Annotated in this window: 21 protein-coding genes, 2 tRNA genes and 4 pseudogenes; 14 read left to right on the top strand and 13 right to left on the bottom strand. The window is 30.8% G+C overall.

What is annotated here, in order from left to right; genetic code table 11:
- Positions 1 to 48: 48 nt before the first annotated feature.
- A complete protein-coding gene (locus ACWCL1_RS04530; protein WP_454545722.1) occupies positions 49 to 918 on the bottom strand; it encodes a CvfB family protein in 870 nt (289 codons plus the stop codon).
- A 15-nt stretch (positions 919 to 933) separates the two neighbouring features.
- Positions 934 to 1,389: a DUF441 domain-containing protein gene (locus ACWCL1_RS04525; protein WP_454545721.1), complete on the bottom strand. Its 456-nt coding sequence runs from the start codon at positions 1,387 to 1,389 to the stop codon at positions 934 to 936.
- 457 nt (positions 1,390 to 1,846) lie between these two features.
- On the opposite strand from ACWCL1_RS04525, the gene ACWCL1_RS04520 reads away from it, so the two are divergent.
- Together ACWCL1_RS04520 and ACWCL1_RS04515 are read left to right on the top strand one after the other, a co-directional pair.
- The gene (locus ACWCL1_RS04520) at positions 1,847 to 2,599 is read left to right on the top strand and encodes a CPBP family intramembrane glutamic endopeptidase (protein WP_454545720.1); all 753 of its coding nucleotides are present in this window, start codon (positions 1,847 to 1,849) and stop codon (positions 2,597 to 2,599) included.
- A gap of 71 nt (positions 2,600 to 2,670) precedes the next feature.
- Positions 2,671 to 2,995: pseudogene (locus tag ACWCL1_RS04515) on the top strand (tyrosine-type recombinase/integrase); the annotation flags it as partial.
- Between the two features lie 90 nt (positions 2,996 to 3,085).
- Here the strand turns inward: ACWCL1_RS04515 and ACWCL1_RS04510 are convergent.
- From ACWCL1_RS04510 to ACWCL1_RS04490, 5 genes are all read right to left on the bottom strand, one after another.
- Positions 3,086 to 3,173 (bottom strand) — tRNA-Ser (locus ACWCL1_RS04510).
- Positions 3,174 to 3,269: 96 nt separating this feature from the next.
- A tRNA-Ser gene (locus ACWCL1_RS04505) sits at positions 3,270 to 3,361 on the bottom strand.
- Positions 3,362 to 3,597: 236 nt separating this feature from the next.
- Complete coding sequence (locus tag ACWCL1_RS04500; protein ID WP_454545719.1) at positions 3,598 to 5,013, bottom strand: amino acid permease; 1,416 nt, start codon at positions 5,011 to 5,013, stop codon at positions 3,598 to 3,600.
- Positions 5,014 to 5,157: 144 nt separating this feature from the next.
- Positions 5,158 to 5,412: a hypothetical protein gene (locus ACWCL1_RS04495; RefSeq protein WP_454545718.1), complete on the bottom strand. Its 255-nt coding sequence runs from the start codon at positions 5,410 to 5,412 to the stop codon at positions 5,158 to 5,160.
- A gap of 150 nt (positions 5,413 to 5,562) precedes the next feature.
- The gene (locus tag ACWCL1_RS04490) at positions 5,563 to 7,536 is read right to left on the bottom strand and encodes a SpaA isopeptide-forming pilin-related protein (protein ID WP_454545717.1); all 1,974 of its coding nucleotides are present in this window, start codon (positions 7,534 to 7,536) and stop codon (positions 5,563 to 5,565) included.
- A gap of 211 nt (positions 7,537 to 7,747) precedes the next feature.
- On the opposite strand from ACWCL1_RS04490, the pseudogene ACWCL1_RS04485 reads away from it, so the two are divergent.
- A pseudogene (locus tag ACWCL1_RS04485) lies at positions 7,748 to 8,338 on the top strand (sugar O-acetyltransferase); the annotation flags it as partial.
- Positions 8,339 to 8,390: 52 nt separating this feature from the next.
- Here the strand turns inward: ACWCL1_RS04485 and ACWCL1_RS04480 are convergent.
- Complete coding sequence (locus tag ACWCL1_RS04480; RefSeq protein ID WP_454545742.1) at positions 8,391 to 8,639, bottom strand: GlsB/YeaQ/YmgE family stress response membrane protein; 249 nt, start codon at positions 8,637 to 8,639, stop codon at positions 8,391 to 8,393.
- Positions 8,640 to 8,838: 199 nt separating this feature from the next.
- Here ACWCL1_RS04480 and ACWCL1_RS04475 point away from each other — a divergent pair, with 199 nt between their 5' ends.
- Positions 8,839 to 9,027: a hypothetical protein gene (locus tag ACWCL1_RS04475; protein WP_454545716.1), complete on the top strand. Its 189-nt coding sequence runs from the start codon at positions 8,839 to 8,841 to the stop codon at positions 9,025 to 9,027.
- Positions 9,028 to 9,069: 42 nt separating this feature from the next.
- Here the strand turns inward: ACWCL1_RS04475 and ACWCL1_RS04470 are convergent, their stop codons facing one another.
- Together ACWCL1_RS04470 and ACWCL1_RS04465 are read right to left on the bottom strand one after the other, a co-directional pair.
- Positions 9,070 to 9,195 carry a hypothetical protein gene (locus ACWCL1_RS04470; protein ID WP_454545715.1) on the bottom strand — a complete coding sequence of 42 codons (126 nt, stop codon included), beginning with the start codon at positions 9,193 to 9,195 and terminating at the stop codon, positions 9,070 to 9,072.
- A gap of 178 nt (positions 9,196 to 9,373) precedes the next feature.
- A pseudogene (locus ACWCL1_RS04465) lies at positions 9,374 to 9,640 on the bottom strand (TMEM175 family protein).
- Between the two features lie 144 nt (positions 9,641 to 9,784).
- On the opposite strand from ACWCL1_RS04465, the gene ACWCL1_RS04460 reads away from it, so the two are divergent.
- From ACWCL1_RS04460 to ACWCL1_RS04415, 10 genes and pseudogenes are all read left to right on the top strand, one after another.
- Positions 9,785 to 11,071: an FAD-binding oxidoreductase gene (locus ACWCL1_RS04460; protein ID WP_454545714.1), complete on the top strand. Its 1,287-nt coding sequence runs from the start codon at positions 9,785 to 9,787 to the stop codon at positions 11,069 to 11,071.
- Between the two features lie 210 nt (positions 11,072 to 11,281).
- Positions 11,282 to 11,692: a hypothetical protein gene (locus ACWCL1_RS04455; protein ID WP_454545713.1), complete on the top strand. Its 411-nt coding sequence runs from the start codon at positions 11,282 to 11,284 to the stop codon at positions 11,690 to 11,692.
- Between the two features lie 972 nt (positions 11,693 to 12,664).
- A complete protein-coding gene (locus tag ACWCL1_RS04450; protein WP_454545712.1) occupies positions 12,665 to 12,991 on the top strand; it encodes a helix-turn-helix domain-containing protein in 327 nt (108 codons plus the stop codon).
- Positions 12,992 to 13,003: 12 nt separating this feature from the next.
- Positions 13,004 to 13,384, top strand: coding sequence for a hypothetical protein (locus ACWCL1_RS04445; RefSeq protein WP_454545711.1), 381 nt, complete (start codon positions 13,004 to 13,006; stop codon positions 13,382 to 13,384).
- A gap of 42 nt (positions 13,385 to 13,426) precedes the next feature.
- Entirely contained in the window at positions 13,427 to 13,897 is a 471-nt protein-coding gene (locus ACWCL1_RS04440) for a hypothetical protein (RefSeq protein WP_454545710.1), read from the top strand.
- 76 nt (positions 13,898 to 13,973) lie between these two features.
- Positions 13,974 to 14,369 carry an HsmA family protein gene (locus tag ACWCL1_RS04435; protein ID WP_454545709.1) on the top strand — a complete coding sequence of 132 codons (396 nt, stop codon included), beginning with the start codon at positions 13,974 to 13,976 and terminating at the stop codon, positions 14,367 to 14,369.
- Positions 14,370 to 14,505: 136 nt separating this feature from the next.
- Positions 14,506 to 14,961 (top strand): hypothetical protein, encoded by a 456-nt coding sequence (locus ACWCL1_RS04430; protein ID WP_454545708.1) that lies wholly within the window; start codon positions 14,506 to 14,508, stop codon positions 14,959 to 14,961.
- A 244-nt stretch (positions 14,962 to 15,205) separates the two neighbouring features.
- Positions 15,206 to 15,514 carry a hypothetical protein gene (locus ACWCL1_RS04425; protein WP_454545707.1) on the top strand — a complete coding sequence of 103 codons (309 nt, stop codon included), beginning with the start codon at positions 15,206 to 15,208 and terminating at the stop codon, positions 15,512 to 15,514.
- 111 nt (positions 15,515 to 15,625) lie between these two features.
- Positions 15,626 to 16,006, top strand: coding sequence for a transporter (locus tag ACWCL1_RS04420; RefSeq protein WP_454545706.1), 381 nt, complete (start codon positions 15,626 to 15,628; stop codon positions 16,004 to 16,006).
- A gap of 839 nt (positions 16,007 to 16,845) precedes the next feature.
- Positions 16,846 to 16,989, top strand: a pseudogene (locus ACWCL1_RS04415) (tyrosine-type recombinase/integrase); the annotation flags it as partial.
- A gap of 89 nt (positions 16,990 to 17,078) precedes the next feature.
- Here the strand turns inward: ACWCL1_RS04415 and ACWCL1_RS04410 are convergent.
- The 3 genes from ACWCL1_RS04410 to rpsU form a co-directional block, all read right to left on the bottom strand.
- Positions 17,079 to 18,512, bottom strand: coding sequence for a C69 family dipeptidase (locus tag ACWCL1_RS04410; RefSeq protein ID WP_454545705.1), 1,434 nt, complete (start codon positions 18,510 to 18,512; stop codon positions 17,079 to 17,081).
- Between the two features lie 154 nt (positions 18,513 to 18,666).
- Positions 18,667 to 19,110 (bottom strand): GatB/YqeY domain-containing protein, encoded by a 444-nt coding sequence (locus ACWCL1_RS04405; protein WP_454545704.1) that lies wholly within the window; start codon positions 19,108 to 19,110, stop codon positions 18,667 to 18,669.
- Positions 19,111 to 19,145: 35 nt separating this feature from the next.
- Entirely contained in the window at positions 19,146 to 19,331 is a 186-nt protein-coding gene (rpsU, locus tag ACWCL1_RS04400; protein WP_003694124.1) for a 30S ribosomal protein S21, read from the bottom strand.
- Between the last annotated feature and the right edge of the window lie 137 nt (positions 19,332 to 19,468).

Genomic DNA, 19,468 nt, shown 5'->3' with positions numbered 1-19,468 from the left:
TCTCTCTTTTCAAGTAATGTACCATAATTAATAAAAGTTGACAATTCCTTAATTTTGTTCATTAAAAATCAACATTCCGTCTTTTTGTTGAACTAAACCTGCCTTCATTAAATGCCCGATTGCTCGTTTAAAAGCACCTTTACTAATTCCAAAATATGCTTTAATTCCATCTGGACTACTTTTATCCGTATATGGAAGAGTTTTATTTGGTGAATGTTGTAATGCTGCTAAGATCATTTGTGCATCATCACTAATTGCTTCAAAAGCACGTGGTTTTAATGATAAATTAAGTTCTCCGCGTGAGTTTACACCAATTACACGTGCATTTACAACTTCTCCTAACCGAGGTTCTTCTTCTCGTTCAGATGGATGGATGTAGCCTAATTGGTAGTCATCTGTAATCACATGAGTTCCATTTAATTTAAGCATGTAAACTGTCGCTGTTACATTTTTATTCTTCATTTCATTACCAGCTTTATCACTGGCACCATGAAACATTGAATCCGTTGCTAATTTACCCCAAATTCGGTCCTTATCGTCTACAACTAAGCTGATCATTAAACGATCTCCTTTAGTTGGCCATAGATTTGGTAATGCTGGCATATCATCCATTGAAACAACTATATCTTTATTGGGTAAACCAATATCAACAAATACACCTAAATTATGTTGAACTTTAACTACTGTTCCCCAAGCATATTTATCAATGCCACTTTTAGGAGAATTCTTAGTCAATTGTAATTCATGATTTTCATTTTCATATGCCCATCCAGAAATTTTAGAACCCATTTTAGGCATTTTTAATAATTCTTTTTTATCAAGCTTGAATGTAAGGCCCTCATTTTGAGCAAAAATATATTTATCATTTTCATCTGTGACTGTTGCTGTTATATTATGTGCAAGAATATCTTTTAACATTTTTACCTACCTATTCTAAATCTTAAGATGCAAAAGCGTTATAATCACATATGTAATTCCACTTGCAATCACCGGACCTGCCGCAATCCCTTTGAAGAAAACAACTCCAACAATTGTTCCAAAAACTAATGCCACTGTAACTTGAGGAGAAACTGATAGTTGGTTAACTCCCCATTTTGAAAGCATTGCAACTAAAATCCCACAGGCAATCGCAACCCATCCACCTGGTGATTTAAAGACGTTTACTAAATCAGTAAATGTAATTTCACCAGTAGCAATTGGAATTAAAATTGAAATAGAAATAATTGTAACTCCCCAATTAATTCCCTTACCATGGACAGTTTCCATTAGTTTGCTAGTAAATGGAAGTAACTTCAGAATTATTACAACTACTGTTGCAATAATTAATGAACTATTTTTCCCAAATAATGCAATTGCTAACACTAAAAATAGAAATAACCAGCTTTCCATATATAATCCCTCTTTTCGCTTCAATATTAATATTCCTATTTTAGCTAATTTTGATATATTTTTCAAAATGGAAAATATAGAATTAAAAATCTCACTATTAATTCCTGATTATTTAAGTTGATTTGTCACTTTTACATTTTTTATCTTTATTTAATCCCATTTCTTCCAATATTTTATCTTCTATGAGTTTTACGTGTTTGCTATAATAAAAAATAATCAATTTGACGACTTATTGGGATCAAATTATCAATCTTATAAAGATATGTCAGAATTAGAAAACTACAATCTACACTGGATAACATTTAAAATTTAAAGCTGCAATATCAACTTAAACAACGAAGACAATAATATAATAGCTCTCAAAATTAAAGCAAGGAAAAAATAGATTTAGATAATATAATGTCCAATCCTTGATGACGTTAAAAGCTAGGAAAAATAAAAAACGGAGGTTAATAGTATGTTACCAAATAAAATTCAACAAACTTCTGCTATTAAAAAAATATTACTATCCTTTGTAATTTATCTAGTATACCTTTTAGTAGACTATTTTCTATCAATGATAAAAGGTATATTGGGAAATTTAATGGTTCTTATCTTTATTACAATTATGTCACTTTTAATATTTAAATATGTTAAAACATTTAAAATATTAAAAGATGACGCCAAACCAAAAACGCCTATTATAAATGTCATCTTTTTAATATTAATTATTTTATTTTTTACAATTATAGTACATCCAATCAGCAATATTAAAACTATTTTTAGTAGTTCTCTTTTAAACATTGCTAATTGTCTTGTTATCGCGTTAAGTGCAGGTATTTTTGAAGAATTTTTAGTACGTTTACTGTTATTTGATGGATTTTCACAATTATTAAAAAATAAAAAATATAGTTTATTACAAGCTTCTATATATTCTTCAATAATTTTTGGACTTTTCCATCTATCAAATTTATCTTATCAATCTTTTAACACGACATTCCAACAAATCTTTTATGCGATTGCTATAGGCTTGATGTTTTGTTTTATCAGATTGAAAACTAATGGAATTTGGACTTGTGTATTAATACATAGTTTAGTCGATTTCCAACCTAATATTAATAGTAGTGGTTCATCAAGTTCATGGGCAGTACTATCATTAGCATTCATTCCAATAATATTAATATCTAGTTTATGCATATACGAATTTAATAAGAAAATTAAACTAAATTAACAACTAATTCAAATATATATTCTATAATAAATTGCCAGGTATCAAGACACCAAAAATTTAAAGCAAATAAACAAAAAATGGTATTCATTAATCAATATGGTACTATCCTACTTCTTCCGCAGTTAATAAAACATTAAGAGATTGTCTTAGTGAAATTAGTATAAATAAGCGTGGTTTTCATTTCCATAGTTTAAGACATACTCATGTCGCCTACTTACAGAAGGAATTGACATTTATGCCATTGCAAAAAGATTAGGCCATTCAGATATAACTACTACAACCAGAATTTACTCATATTTAATTGATGAATTTAAGACACGAACCGATGATTTAATTTCATCTAGTTTAGATAAATTAAACATGGAGTGTGCACAAAGTGTGCACAAAAATTTTTAAAACATACTAAAACATATGATTCATAAAAAATAAAAACGCCTATTTTTAGGCGTTTTTGCGTATTATATTAAAGCATATGATTCATTTAAAAGGAGAGTACAGGATTTGAACCTGCGCGCCGGTTATTGCCGGTTCGGCGGATTTCGAGTCCGCTGCATTACCACTCTGCCAACTCTCCATAACAAAGGAAATTATATCAGTAAATTTAAAAGAATACAATCATTAAAATAAAAAACGCCCGCTAGTAGGCGTTTTTTTATTTTAAACAATTTAAAGGAGGATGAGAGATTCGAACTCTCGCGCCGAGTTGCCCCGACCTGACGGTTTTCAAGACCGTTCCCTTCAGCCAGACTTGGGTAATCCTCCATAATATAATTACGAGTACTTTTCTAGTCTATAAAATATGATTCTTTTTGTCAAGTATTATTTTTAACAAATTTATTTACATTTAAATATAAATAAAAAAAGCTCCGTTCCTTTCCTTAGAGGAACGAAGACTTCAGTTGAATTACTTTCACTCTCCTACTAGAACGAAAGATTTCCCTCAACCATTTTCATAATATAACGTTTTGCATCCATTAACAAATATAATACATGCAAAGTTAATTTGTATCCATATCTGAATTTGAATCAGATTTTGGATTTTTTAAACCATGTCTGCAAATATAAACAACCACTAATACGATTAATAAAACGGCTCCTACACTGACTGAAATTCGTGTATCCGGATTAATAAACATAAAAATCACAATAACTAACATTGAAATTAATGCGATGTAATTTGAAAGCGGATATAGCGGTAATTTAAATGGATGCTTTTCCATAATTTGCGGATTATTCTTTCTAAAATGTAATTCTGCCAATAAAATTACAAACCATGGAACCATTCCTGGAAGAACACTAGAACTAAAAATAATAACAAAAAGATTTGCAGTTGATTTATTAACAGCTGCTAAAATAGTATTTAGAATAAATCCAAGTAAAATTCCAAAAGAAATTGCCAAAATTGCTCTATTTGGAACCATTCTTTTAGAAAGTTTTCCTAAAAATTTAGGTGCATCGCCTTCATGTGATAACTTAAATAACATGCGACTTGAACTATAAATTCCAGAATTAGCACCAGACATTGCTGCCGTTAAAACTACAAAGTTAATAATTCCAGCTGCACTTGTAATCCCAATTTTAGCAAATGTTTCAACAAATGGTGATCCAATTGATCCTAGTTGATCCCATGGGTAAATTGTTACAATGACAAAAATGGCACCTACATAGAAAATCAAAATTCTAAGAATAACTGACTTAACTGATTTAACAATGGCTTTTCTTGGTTCCTTAGCTTCACCTGCAGAAATCCCAAGTAATTCGATTCCTTGATATGATCCCACAACAATTGCTAATGAGAACATAAATCCTTTAAAGCCACCAGGGAAAAATCCTCCATGACTCCATAAATTACTAAATCCGATTGGAATTCCATTATGTCCAATTCCAAATACAATAATAAGCATTCCTAAAATAATCATCAAAATGATAGTTACTACTTTAATCATTGAAAAATAAAACTCAAGAGCACCATATGTTTTAGCGGAAAGTAAATTAGCTGCCGTTAACATGAAAATTACAACTAATCCTGCAGACCAATCGGGTAGATTTGGCCACCAATAGTTCAAATATTCAGTTGCAGCAACAACTTCACTCATCCCAACAATAATGTATTCAATCACATTAGACCATTCAGCCAAATATCCTGCCATTGGATGAACATATTCTGTAGCAAAACTTGCGAATGATCCTGTTCCTGGATTAACATACAGCATTTCGCCTAATGCCCGCATAATTATGTATAGTAAAACACCTACTAATGCGTAGGCTAAAATTACTGAGGGACCAGTCCACTTAATTGTTGAAGTTGATCCCATAAACAATCCAACTCCAATTGCTCCCCCTAAGGAAATCATTTCTAGTTGACCAGCCGACATTGAGCGTTTAAGTTTAACCTCCGTTTTTTTTGACTCCATTCTCTTCACTCCTAAGCATTTTTTAATTATATTCTAATATTAGAATACAATAATTGATAAAACTGCGCAATATCAATTATTATGATTAAAAATAAAAAACCTGTATGGTTTTAATTTTTACTACCCATCCAGATTTTCTTTTAATTAAGCTTGACTCCATATTTTTTGTAATCTTTGACCTTTAGCTGAAATTTTCCCACTTGAAGATGTTGCTTTGCCAATTTCAAAGGTAAATCTATTCCATAATTCTTGAAAATCATTTTTGCTTTCTGTTTGCCAAACTTTTTGTTCTTTATTATAAAATTTTAATTTTGATTTTAGGAGAATATAAATGCCCACGTAATTTCTCTTTATAAATTCTAAATCTTTAATATTAAAAATTAATCGATGATTATTCATCACAACCACCTTCCTTAAAACTCAACATTTTATTAATTTAATCTTATATTCGCTGAATTCTAGATTCAAATTTTACGCTTAAAAAAAGCCGTCTAAAACGACGACTTTAACCCTAACAATACGGCAAGTATTTTCTTAAAAATAGTATTATTAATTTTCTTTACGCTTTACTAATACGATCCCTGTAATTACTAGTAACATAACTCCAATTACTATTAATTTTAGTCCAGTTTTTTGATCACTACCTGTTTGAGGTAACACGGATTTAGATTGTGAACTTGAACTACTATTTGATTTACTAGATCCATTTTTAACAGCAACGTTAACTTGTCCACCTTGATTTAATTTAGCAGTACTTACAGATGAGTTAACTTCTGACTTATTCACACTAGATGATAATCCATTTGTTGAATTGTCTAAACTTTGCTGCTTCGAAGAGCTCACTGACAACTTCTTGTTTGAACTTGATGGCAATGCTGAATTCGATGAACTTGCTACTGCGCTACTTGAGCTTGATGGTAACGCTGAGCTTGTTGATGAACTTGCTACTGTGCTACTTGAACTCGACGGTAACACTGAATTTGATGAACTTGCTACTGCGCTACTTGAGCTTGATGGTAACGCTGAACTTGATGAACTTGCTACTGCGCTACTTGAACTCGACGGTAACACTGAATTTGATGAACTTGCTACTGCGCTACTTGAGCTTGATGGTAACGCTGAACTTGATGAACTTGCTACTGTGCTACTTGAACTCGACGGTAACACTGAATTTGATGAACTTGCTACTGCGCTACTTGAACTCGACGGTAACACTGAACTTGATGAACTTGCTACTGCGCTACTTGAGCTTGATGATAGCACTGAACTTGACGAACTTGCTACTGCGCTACTTGAGCTTGATGATAATGCTGAACTTGATGAACTACTAATACCTGGCTTTGTAGCTTTATTAGTTACAGTTACATCAGCATCATGTTGAGCCTTTTTACTAATTTCAATTGTGATTGGAGTAGAATCTAGTTCATATCCAGCTGGAGCTTGAACTTCAATTAATTCATAAGTACCATCTGGCAAATTATCAATGTTTATTTTACCATTACTATTTGTAGTTAACCCATTACGAATTATTGCACCCGAAGAATCTTTTAACTCAAAAACGGCGCCTGGAAGAAATTTACTATGATCGGCCTGATCAACTTTAGTAATTTCGATTTTACCTTCATAACTATCAGCTGTCCCGCCAGCTCCCCATGATACTGTGGCATAGTTCGTACGACTTCCAGAAATTCCATCTCCAGTTACTTTAACTGAATTTTCCCATATATTTGAACCATTGGGATCTAAGCTATTAATAGTCGTTTGATATGTGATTTCAACCGGGCCTGAAATATCACCTAAATCAAACGTAATTTCATCACCATTTACCGTTGTTTTAACGTTATTTATCACACCGATTTGTTGAGAATTACCATTTTGATCATATTTAATTGAATGAACAACTACACTATTTGCATCAAAAGATTGGCCTGGTCCTAAAGTATCAATTACAACAACATTTTTTAAATTCTCACTATCTGGATTAACAACTACATCCCAGTAAATTTTTGTTGGTGCTCCACCTTGCATCGAACCTTGATCAATCCACCCAGTTTTATTGACCATCCAATCGCGTGAATTCCCAGATGAAGAATCTTTTTTAGTAGCAGAAATTGTCAAAACACCATGCTTACCATAAGTATTATGAAGTGCATTATTAAATGTAATGGTTCCTTGATTTGATCCTTGTTGAATTGAAATAGTTCCCACCACTGTACCATCTGATAATTTAATATCGCCAGTTACAGTTGAGGAAGCTACTAAACCATCTGGTAACGTAACCGTTGCAGTATCACCAGCAGAAACATTTACATTATCAGGAATGGACCATTCATACTTCACATTAAATTGAGTGCCTGGTGCAGTATTTGGATCTACTACTTGACCGTCAGAATTAACAACAACTGCATCATTTGCATTCAAACCACTAACATCAATTTGTTTAGCTTCAATTGTTTGTTGCATGCCCAATACAAAACAAACAACTGTTGCAATACTTAGAAGCAACTTAGAAAGTTTCTTCATTGTATTTTTCTCCTTTCCCAACCAAAGAAAAATACTTGCCGAATATGATTTTAATATAATTGACTGTGTTACATAAATTCTATACACTTTCTTAATAATTATTTAAGTTTTAACGTAACATCTTATATAATTAATTTATAAAAATAAATGGAGATAACCTATTATGTCAATGGATTTTAATAATATGATTAATTGAAATTTATATAATGCAGGTAAAATTAACTTAGTAAATATGCGTCAAAAAGCACATACACTAATGAAACAATATAATCAAGTTTCATTTACTGATTCAAAACAACGTGCAGACTTTTTCAAAAAATGGTTTGGAAAAGTTGGTAAAAATTGCTTTATTGAACCAAATTTTCGCTGTGATTATGGAATTAATATTGAGATAGGCGATAATTTTTATGCAAATTTTGACTACATTATTTTAAATTGTGCCAAAGTAATGATTGTAAACAATGTCATATTTGGCCCACGGGTTAATCTTTTTACCACTGGACATCCTTTAGATGCTGAAATTCTAAATTTCGGATTAGAAATTACACATCCAATTATTATCAAAGATAATGTTTTGTTAGGTGGAAATGTAACTTTCCTTTCAGGTGTTACTATCGGTAAAAACTCAGTAGTTGTGCAGGAACTGTTGTTACTAAAGATGTTCCTGAAAATTCATATGATTCCATTCAGAACATATGCAATCATCTTCTATATTCACACTTATATATATTTTCATCACCTGTTTTTTAACAAACAATTAAACTTTATCAAAAGTGCCCTTTTTGTAAATCCTTTTAAATAAAAAAGATGCAAATTAATGCATCTTTTACCCCACAATATCTATTTAATAACACCTAATTTTTAATTAAAAATTTTTTGCAATAATCCAATAACATGCTAGCAACTAATACTACCGCTCCGATTACCGAAGGAAAAATCGTCATTCCTGCTACCTTCCATCCTCGGAAACCTAGAATTAGCTCTCCAAAGTATGAGCCAATAAGTCCGGCAACAATATCGATAAAACCGTTCATTGAACCACCTTGTCTGATGATCCATCCAGCAATTGCGCCGATGAGTGTGCCAACGATTATAATCCAAATCTAATGTAACATTATTTATCCTCCTTCTATGGGAGAATTTAATTTTATCAAAAATTGATGCTTAGCAACAATTTTTATGCTTACACTATTGATTATTTATTTTGATTTTCGTATACTCAGAGGAGAAAGTATTGTTATGCTTCATTAATATTTTTTTATTTACATTATATTTAGATATTTTAGGAGGAAAAATCTTACTATGGAAAATTTAGCACTGATTACATCCCCCGTTGGAATTCTTGTATCATCACTTGTTATAGTAATTATTGGATTACTAACAACAATTCGTTATCTAATTTATAAGAATGCAAACTTAAAAAAAGATATTACTCAATTGCAAAAATATGGATCAAAATCTAAAAATTTTGCTAATCTTGAAGAAGATTAATAAATCACAAAAAGTCAGCATAATGCTGACTTTTTTAGTAATTTACTTAAAAAATTTAGTTTCTAAAAGATGAGCAGGAATTGCAATTAATCCAGCTGTAATTAATACACTATCCATCATTGCAGGCGGATAAATCGTAAGAGCAATAACTAGTCCCACTATTTTCACTAAAAATCTATCCAAAGCTACTTCAAATGATACTCAATCATTCGGTTCAAGTTTTTATTATCATTTTCTTTTTTTATTAAGAAACTTAGTAATAAATTACATAATGTGGTTAAAATTACTGCTATCCCCAACATTACTTGAGCTGTTTTATTATAAAAATGCTCACTCACAGTTTTAGTTACACATGGAAAAAGGATGTCCAAAAAAGTAAAAACAGGTTACACCAAACTATTGCTGGAGAGAGCCGCTTTACATATTGCCATTCATTATGGAATCCTACCCACATAGTTCCAAGCAAAAAAATGATAATGTATAAACAAAATAACTATTTCGCAATGCCCATTGATAATGTAAGTGAAAATGGTTCTTTTAAATCTAATATTAAAATTGTCATGATAATTACAAGAATTGCATCCGTAAAAGAAACCAGTCTTTCCTTTTTCATTCTCTCATCTCTTTTATATTTTCACATAAAATAGAATGACACACTTTCTTTTAAATGACAATTTTTAATTTATATAAATTACTAGATTTAGCGATCATATTCATGTATCATTATTTAGTTCTAAATAATTTATGAGGTGATAGTATGAAAAATAAAACTAAGAATACCACAATGATATTTTTAGTAATATTTCCTATTATAATGATGATTCCCCTATACGTGTTAGGAAAAATGCAAATTAAATATTTATTTGGGGAATTAGCATACTGCTTATTTATAGTTGATTCTATTTTAGGATTACGTCCTGAGTGGATTGAGCATAAAATTGAACTGAAGAAACTATACTTCATTCATGGAATTATGGCAATTTTTGCTGTAGTTTTTTCTTTGATGCATGACTCCTTAAGTCATTTACATGGAATTGCTGGAACACTTGGGAACATTGCACTTTATAGTTCCATTGCAATCACGTGTTTAGCACTAATTTTTCTTTCGAATCAAATTTTATCGCTGATTATTCCTGGAATTAATAAAATTGTCGATGTAATTCGCAAAATTGCAGCAACCTTAAAGTTTAATCGAGAATTCAATTTATTAATCCATTCATTTGCACCCTTAATCGTTGTTTTTATTTTTTTACATGTGTATTTGATTCCGAAATTTAATCAACTTTCAGGATTTATGTGCTTCTTTGTGGGTTACTTTACTATCTTTGAATTCCTATACCTATATTATGGAATATATAAAAAACTCGCAGCTCCGAAATACAAAGTAAAATCATTAGAAAAAATGAATAGTACTACATATAGACTTGTTCTCGAATATAGTAAGGGTAAAAAAGTAAATGTTAAGAGTGGTCAGTTTATATTCATTAATGCTCCTTTTACTAAAATTAATGAATATCATCCATTCTCTGTAGTTAAAACTGAAGATAATGACAATTTAATTACTTTGGGAATTAAGGAATATGGAGACTTCACCAAACGTTTAGCAAGCGTAAAACCAGGAGCTTCTATTAAAATCAAAGGTGTATTTGGCCATTTTGCTGTACCTAGTAATGATTATCCAATTTTGACAATTGCAGGTGGGATTGGGGTAACTCCATGCTTGGGATTATTAAACTCACTCCCTGCTAATAGAAAAGCTTATCTTTTATGGAGTGTTCATTCTGACAATGAAGCAGTGTTTAATAAAGAAATTAAACAACTACTAAATACTCATCCTAATGTTAAAATCATTATTCATAATACATCTGAAAAAGGTCATCTTAATGAAAAAAGTTTGCGAGAAGCAATTCCTGAATTACAGCATAATAACAAAATTAATTGTTTCTTGTGTGGTCCTGAACCTATGATGAAGAGTGTTGAAAAAATCTTAATTGAACAACAAGTACCTAAAAAGATGATTTTATCAGAAGGATTTATTTTTTAGTAATAAAAGCCAAAGATTACCTTTGGCTTTTTCTTTTTCCTCTTTATTAAATTTAAGAAAACTTTTTAATTTCTAAAATTCATTCTTAATGAAAATAAATTGTTCCATTTTTACAAATTATCATTATATTTTATTCGAAATTTGATATAATATTATAGTCTGAGTCCGATAGAATAAAAATCAGATAATTTATATTTAGGAGTTATTATCATGGATAAAAAACTTAAAATTAATACGTGGACAGCTATTTTCAATATTATTAATTGTATTGCAATTATGGCAGTTTGGTCACTTGTCATATTTACCTTTTTTATCGTCAAAGATATTATTAGTATTGATCGTGTATTTTATATTGTTCTTCATTATAATAATCTTGAAGTAATGTATGTAATATCATGGATTGGAATTGTATTAAACGCTATTTGTGCTTTTCTTTCATATAAACATGGTGCTAAACTGACTGGTCCAATTTTAGGAATACTTGGTAGTATTTGCTTTATACTAACAGAAACCGAAGTAACCACTTTACCCACTCTTCTTTCAATTATTTTATTAATTACTTCATGCGTTTTCTTATTCCGTCAACGTCCTGGAAAAAAAGTTAATGTTACACAAAAATAGTTATTATTTTTAGTAATAATATACCCCCAAATTTTAAATTTATTTCATTTAAAATTTGAGTTTTTTTTATGTGACTTTTGTATCAAATATTAAGGCAAAAAATAACGGTAAACACTGATATCACACCATTGAACGTTAATATTCAATGGTGTTTTATTATATATTCAATAAACGCTCAACATCCTATCTTTACTAGGATTGAGCGTTTATTCATTCTATTTCATTATCAATGATAACTCAATAAAATATCATTAAATTACAAAGCTTGGCAACTTTATCAAAGGTGATGTTCTTTAAAACAAAAAATAGGACACATACACCGTCAATTAAAAGCCCCACATATTGTAGAGCTTTAAGTAAAAGGTATAATTTAAATTTAGGGACCTCTAATAGAACTACCCTAGTTGTCATTCACAATCAATGCCTTAAAGAAAAATTTAAACTATTTTAATTATATAAGATGTATGTTATCATCATCATTTTGTTTTGACTTTGAAATGCATCACATAATCTGTGCCAAAAATTAATAATTGAATTCATACATTTTGTCCATTGCAGAACTTAAAATTGTACTTACAGGAAGTGTGCAAATAAATGACCACAGGATTTGGTTAACTAATGTAAATGGGTTAAATGGTAATTGATGCAATATGCTTCTTCCTTTCTAGCAGGTTTATTCTGCTTTTTTTCAATACCTCTCACCCACTACCGTAAGAAGATTTGTAATAAAAATTGTAGAATCACGTTGACCTAAGCAACACAAAAGTGTAGTATATAAGTGTACTAACCGCAATTTAAAGCCTATTAAACCAATTTAACCGCCAAGTTTATTGTTTTATTAGCCTTTTATTTTTGCTGACGTTTTTTACTACTAATTAACTTACAAACAATATACTACACTTATGTGTTTTTGCCAATGAAAAATATACACATTTTTGTAGTTCGTGTTATAAAAATTGGAGCAATGTTGATATGACAATATTTGATAGGATAAAAAAATTAGCCAAGGAGCATTCAAAAACTTTGAGACAAGTTACTGACGACTTAGAACTCAGTCAAAATTATATTTATAATCTAAAACAATCTGGCAAGCAGCCTAATGCTACTACTTTGGAAAAATTTGCCGACTACTTCCAAGTATCTGTAGACTACCTTTTAGGTCGCGAAGATAAAGAGCCTGATACAGATATTGAACGCATTCTTGATAATGCTATGTCTTATGATGGCAAACCATTAACTGAGCATGATCGCAAAGCCTTGAAAGGAATTATAAAAGCATATTTAGATAGTAAAGATTAAGAGATGGTATTTTTGGATATTAATAAAATGATTGAAGAATTAGGCGTATCTGTTAAATTATCTGATACTAAATTAGATACTCCAGCAATATATTTTGATGAAATTAATTTAATTATCATCGATTGTACATTAAATGATATCAATCAAAAATATACTCTACACGCTGCTAAAAATAAAGGTGAATATTCTATTTACACAAAAACGAAAACAGCTCGTTATAAAATGGAACGTCAAGCCAATGAATTTATGGTCAATGAAATTTTAAATGAATATATTGCAACCACTGGAGTAGAATCTATCAACATCAATTATTTGAATTTTGCAAAAGAAAATTCTTTACCTGATTCTTCATTGGTTGAAAATGTTTTAAAGCATAAAATTGGAAATATCTAAAAAATGAGTAAGTGGAGAATATTATTTTAGGAGTTTTATTTTATGAAGAGAATGATTTTAAGTTGCATTATTATTTTATTAGGTCTAATTTTAGTAGGATATGGTAAAGATGATTATAAGCATAACTCTAAACATGAAATATCATTAAAGCGTAACTCTAAACAAAAAACATCTGTTAATAAAGAGATAGCAAATACATTATCAAAAGAAAAAAAGGAAGCACAACAAGGTCGTCACGATTCAGAATTCGCTAAATATATCAATAGCATTACATATACAGGCCATACTAATATCACAGTATATGTAAATAAAGATTTCATTAATCTACCTGAGCATACAAAAACAAATTACTTAAACAAAGTTCAGCTCATGGTTCAATTACCATTACTCAACCATAGTAAAATAACCAATGATGATTGCAGTCAAGGCTTATTTATTAAAGTTAAATTTGGATCAGATTCCATTGGTCATTCTAAAACTAAATCACACAAAGAATACCAGTTTAACAACTAATAACTAAAAGTAATTTTTGTCCAATACCTTGATGACAGTAAAAGCTAGGAAATTATTCATCCAGGAGATGTTGATTATGAGTATTAAATTACTCTTAGCAATTATTATTATTACTTTAGCACTATTCTTTTATACTATTGGTGTTTGGTCTGAACATCATGCTGGAGTGTTAAAAAAATGGCACGTAGTTATTTTCTATTGTGGTTTAATTTGCGATACAATTGGAACTACGTTAATGGAATCAATAGCTAGAAGCCATACATTTACTTTGAACCCTACCCTTTTAGCTATTCATGGTATTTCTGGATTAGCTGCCATTTTACTAATGCTTTTTCATGCTGTATGGGCAACGGTCGTAATTATTAAGCAAAACCCTGAACAACTTAAAAAGTTCCACAAATTCAGTATCGTTGTTTGGAGTATTTGGCTTATTCCTTACTTAATTGGAATGATTATTGGAATGATGCATTAAACACTAGCCCTCTTCGGAGGGTTATTATTTAATAATTTATGTAGAGAATTTGGTGTGAGTCAATATATGATGTAATATTTATAAAAACACCTAAAAAATGAGTGAGTGAAGAATATTATTTTAGGAGTTTTATAACATGAAAAAATTAACATTAATTTGTAGCACAGTATTATTAGGATTTGGTTTAGCTGGATGTGGCAACCAAGATAAACATTCAGACACACACAGTAAAGCTAAGACTGAAAAAGTTAAGAAGAACAGCAAATCAAAGAAAAGTTCTAGTTCTTCAAGTAGTTCAAGCATGAGCAGCAGTTCTTCAATCGCTTCATCAGCTGTCGCAACAAGTAGTTCGCAAACTGTTACTACACAATCATCTAGCGTTCAACAACAATCAAATAGCAATCAACAAGACGCTCAAGGGGAACCGCAAACATTAACTGAATTTGTTAATAAATATGGAATGTCCCCCGCTGCTTACAAAATGCAATATGAAGGTATGTCAGAATTAGAAGCCTTACAATCTACACCAGATAATATGAAAACATCTGGTGAAATTCAATTACAACATCAACTTGAACAACAAGAACGATAATATTAATCTGACTAATTTTTTATAAAAAAATAACCGACTATGTCGGTTAAATTCTAGGACTGTTTAGAGCCTCTTCTAAATCATACTTAAGCTTTTCGCTATCAGAATACTCTGTTACAGCTTGGATTCGAATATCTTCTTCACTGTCATTAGGTCTTTGGGATTTAAGCAATGTCATTCACAAATTAATTGCCTGCCAATAATTTAACGAATTAATAAACTTTTCAAGGGAGGAATCTGATGATTGAAAAAAAGATTTAAACTTTATACATGGACTATAACATCTAATATTTTTAGCTGCGTTATACTCGCTGTATCTTTCTTTATTATCCTTTATTCCCTTGGCTATAACTGCCCAGGGAATTTAGTGGAAATAACCCTATTTATTTCTTATATGATGTACTTTGTTGGAATCGTATTAAATGCAATTTGTGTTTATCAATCAAGCGAATACGGAAAGATAAGTGGTGGCATTCTTGGAATTATGGGAAATTTAGGCTACATATTAAACCCATTCATCCCCTTTATTATTTCCCTGCGTTTATATCATTAATTCTTTCGTGCATTATATTATCTAATGTAAAAAAACAATAACTAATTTATAGGATTCGCCCAATCCTTGATGACGTTAAAAGCTAGAATTTATATTTAGGAGGTATTATTAATGGTTAAGAAGTTAAAAATTAATACATGGACAGCCATTTTTAATATTATTAATTGTGTTTTATTCTCTGTTTCTTGGTTTGTGGTTTTTGGTGCAGTATTTTCTGATGCGACCGGAGCTACTACTGGGATGGCTGATGGCATTGCTGTGTTTTTCTATGGTATGGCATGGATTGGTGTTTTATTAAATGCGATTTGTATTTACCAGTCACACAAACATGGCATCAAAATGACAGGGGCAATCTTAGGCACAATCGGTAGTGCATGTTTCGGTCTTACAGCATGGCTTGCGTTCCCAGCAATTGTTTTGTTAATTATTTCATGCGTTTTCTTATTTCAACAACATGCTGCTGAAAATAATAACACTAGCGTTCAACAATAAATAAAACATCACTCTCTTCTTTCGAGAATTATTATTTAATAATTTATGTAGAGAATTGAGAGTAAATGAGGATATGATTGAGTTTTTATAACAAAGGAGAAAAATAATGAGCGAGTCTAGTGATCTTTTTAATATTATAAAAAATTTTTTTGATAATTCTTCAAACAATAAAACTGAATTAAAAAAAACAAGAAATAAATCATTCATATGAAATTCATGGTGAATTAAATTGGCGACAAAAAGTTTATAATCTTGAAATTCAAGATTCATATACCGTTAAAGATTTGGTTATTTTAAACGCGCTAATTAATCCATATGATCATGGCGATATCTTAGATAATTATATTAATTCTGTTATTACAGACATTGTTTCTGAAATTTTAGGAATAGAAAAAGATTCTAAGAAGATTAAAAATAAAGGATTACGTTATGAAGCTATCTGTGATGTGAATACAAAATTAAATGAAAGGGAGATATTATGTACATTAATAATTCAACTAATGTTATTATCTTAATTATCCCATTTATTCGTTATTGTTGGGGAATCATTAAAAATATTTTTACATCAAAAAAGAAGCCTATTCGAACTTTTTACCCTGACAAAACTTATTATATAAAATTAGAGAAAAGCGAACAAAAATAAACTATATTGATGAAATAAATAATACAATTATACCTTTTTAGAAAAAACTTTAAGTTCTTACGATTTTACAACGGTTGATACTAAAAAAACTCTTCTTGAAAAGATATTTATGTGGGATAGAATAAATTATAAAGTAACTGTTGAAAGACATAATAAAGTTCTCTTTTCATGAGAGCTCTGTTTATCACATTAATTGAACCTATTTCGGCACACTCATATTTCTAAATTAGCGGAATTAGGTGTTCCATTATATGTCATTCAACAACGAGTTGGTCACGAAGATTCATCTGTTACTAAAAAAGCTCACCAACAATTAGTCGATAAACTTGATGAATTATAAAAGCTTGGCACACTTGCATAATTTCATGCCAAATATTAAGGCAAAAAAATAACGGTAAACGCTGATATCACAACGTTTACCGTTTTAAATTATAGATTTTTATCCATATTGAACGTTAACTTAGAAAGTTCAATTCCTTTCATAATTAACTTATTCATATGATCTTTCGTCATTTCTTTCATTTTAGCTACAATTTCGTAGTTCTTTTGTGTTAAGAATTCTGTTAATTCTTCACCATGAAGTTTTTCAGCTTCTTGGTCAATTTGCCAAATCATCCGCCGTTGAATGCGCCGACATTCTTTCAAGTAATCACGGTTATCTTGAACAAATTTACTGTAATGACTTTCTACTAACATTGACATGTGGCGGTACATCCAGTATGCAGAATCTGAGTCAACGTCCATTTCCATTGGTGTTTGTGAGAAACTTGGATCCGTATCATTAGCATTCGTATAGAATGGAACAAATGGTGAAAATTCTGGGAAACCAAAGCATAACCACATAACTGCTTGTTGTTCTTCTGGTACATCATTACGTAATTGAAGTACGTGTGCATTTTGTGTCCGATTTAAGCCAATTGGACGGTAACGATACTTGTCTTCATCTGAACCATGTCCATATGGATCATATGGAGTTTCATTATAATGTGATCCCAAATATGCTTCAATGTCATCAGGAGTAAATTTATGTGAAGTCCGCATAATAAATGGTAACTCACCAGATTCTGGATCTTCTTCAATTTCTGGATTAAATAAATGGTGACCATACCATACACGTGGTGTATTGTAGTGGCGATCTTTTTCATCAAATGTTCCAAAGATATGACGGAAGTTCCAACCTTCTTTATCTGGATTTAAATGATGTTCTTCAACAAATTCTTGAATACCATCTGCCCATTGGAAGTTTTCTGTATCATTGAAATCAACTTGTTGGATTGCAACTTCATTAGCTACAACTGCATAAGCATCATCTGGAATTCTTTGTGCTAACCATAAGTGGCCAGTTACAATTTCCATGTACCATGCTTCATTTTTATCAGCGAATAATACAGAATTACCAGCGGGTGAACCATATTTAGTGATTAACTTACCTAAAAATTGAACTGCTTGGCGTGCAGAATCAATGAATGGTAATGTTACATTTACAATACAGTCTTCATCTAAACCATCTTTTACAAGTGGATCAAAGGCTAATGCCCGTTCATTACCATATGTTGATTCAGTTGCTGACATTGCAACATTTTTTTCATTAATTCCACTTTCTTCATAGTATCCACGTTTTTTGTAATCTACGTTTGGAACGGCATTATAGCGATAACCATTTTCTGGTAATTCCATTTCAAAGCCATTCAACCATGATTTAATCTTTTTGCCCTTTTCTCCATGCCATGCAGGATGCATATAAAAGCGTTGTGGTGTTAATGGTAAAAATGTATCGTCATTACGTGCAATCATAACTGAACCATCTGCACTGGCTTTTTTTCCTACTAGCATTGATGTACAAGCTCGTTCAATTTGTTCCATAATATATGCCCCATTTCTATATAAACTATTGTCATTTTAGCACAAAATTTGAAGCGTATTCAATCATTATAATTGATATGCACAAGAAACTTGGCTTTAAAATCAATTATTTAAATAAATAAAAAACTGTGGTTTTACCCACAGTTTCCCTCTTTTAGTTAAGTAATGACTTAACAGTTTCATTAACTAATTTACCGTCAGCCTTACCTTTAAGTTTAGGCATAATAGCTCCCATAACTTTACCAAAATCAGCTTTGGACGTTGCTCCAACTTCTTTAATTGTTTCTTGAACAATGTCCTTTACTTCATCTTCGCTTAATTGTTTTGGTAAGTAACTTTCAACAACTTCGATTTCCTTTTCAATCTTCTTAGCTGAATCTTCACGTCCAGCTTTTTTGAATTCTTCAAGTGAATCTTTACGTTGTTTCAACTCACGGGACAAAACGGAAATCTCTTCTTCAGAAGATAAGTCATGACCAGCATTAATTTTTGCGTTTGCTACCGCTGCTTTAAGCATTCGAATAGTACCTAATTTTTCCTTATCTTTTGCTTTCATTGCAGCAATCATGTCTTTTTGTAATGAATCAGATAAGCTCATCACAATTGCCTCCTTAGAGCTAACCAAGCTTTACATTAGAAGCGACGTTTGTTTTTACGCTTACGTGCAGCTTCTGATTTCTTCTTACGTTTTACACTTGGCTTTTCGTAGAATTCACGTTTGCGATATTCTTGCAAAGTACCTGTTTTTGAAACGGAACGTTTGAAGCGACGAAGAGCGTCATCAAGAGATTCGTTTTTACGAACGACTGTTTTTGACATGCTGTTTCCCTCCCTCCGAGCTTTAAAGTAACCGTCTAAATAAGTACCTGAGTACTTCATCTTAACAGTTCGCTTACATTATACAATAATACTTCAATTTCTATCAAGCTATATTTTCTCGTTTTTCAATAAAATTA

The sequence above is a fragment of the Ligilactobacillus sp. LYQ135 genome, from assembly GCF_053711055.1.
This window is presented reverse-complemented; position numbering and strand designations above follow the sequence as displayed.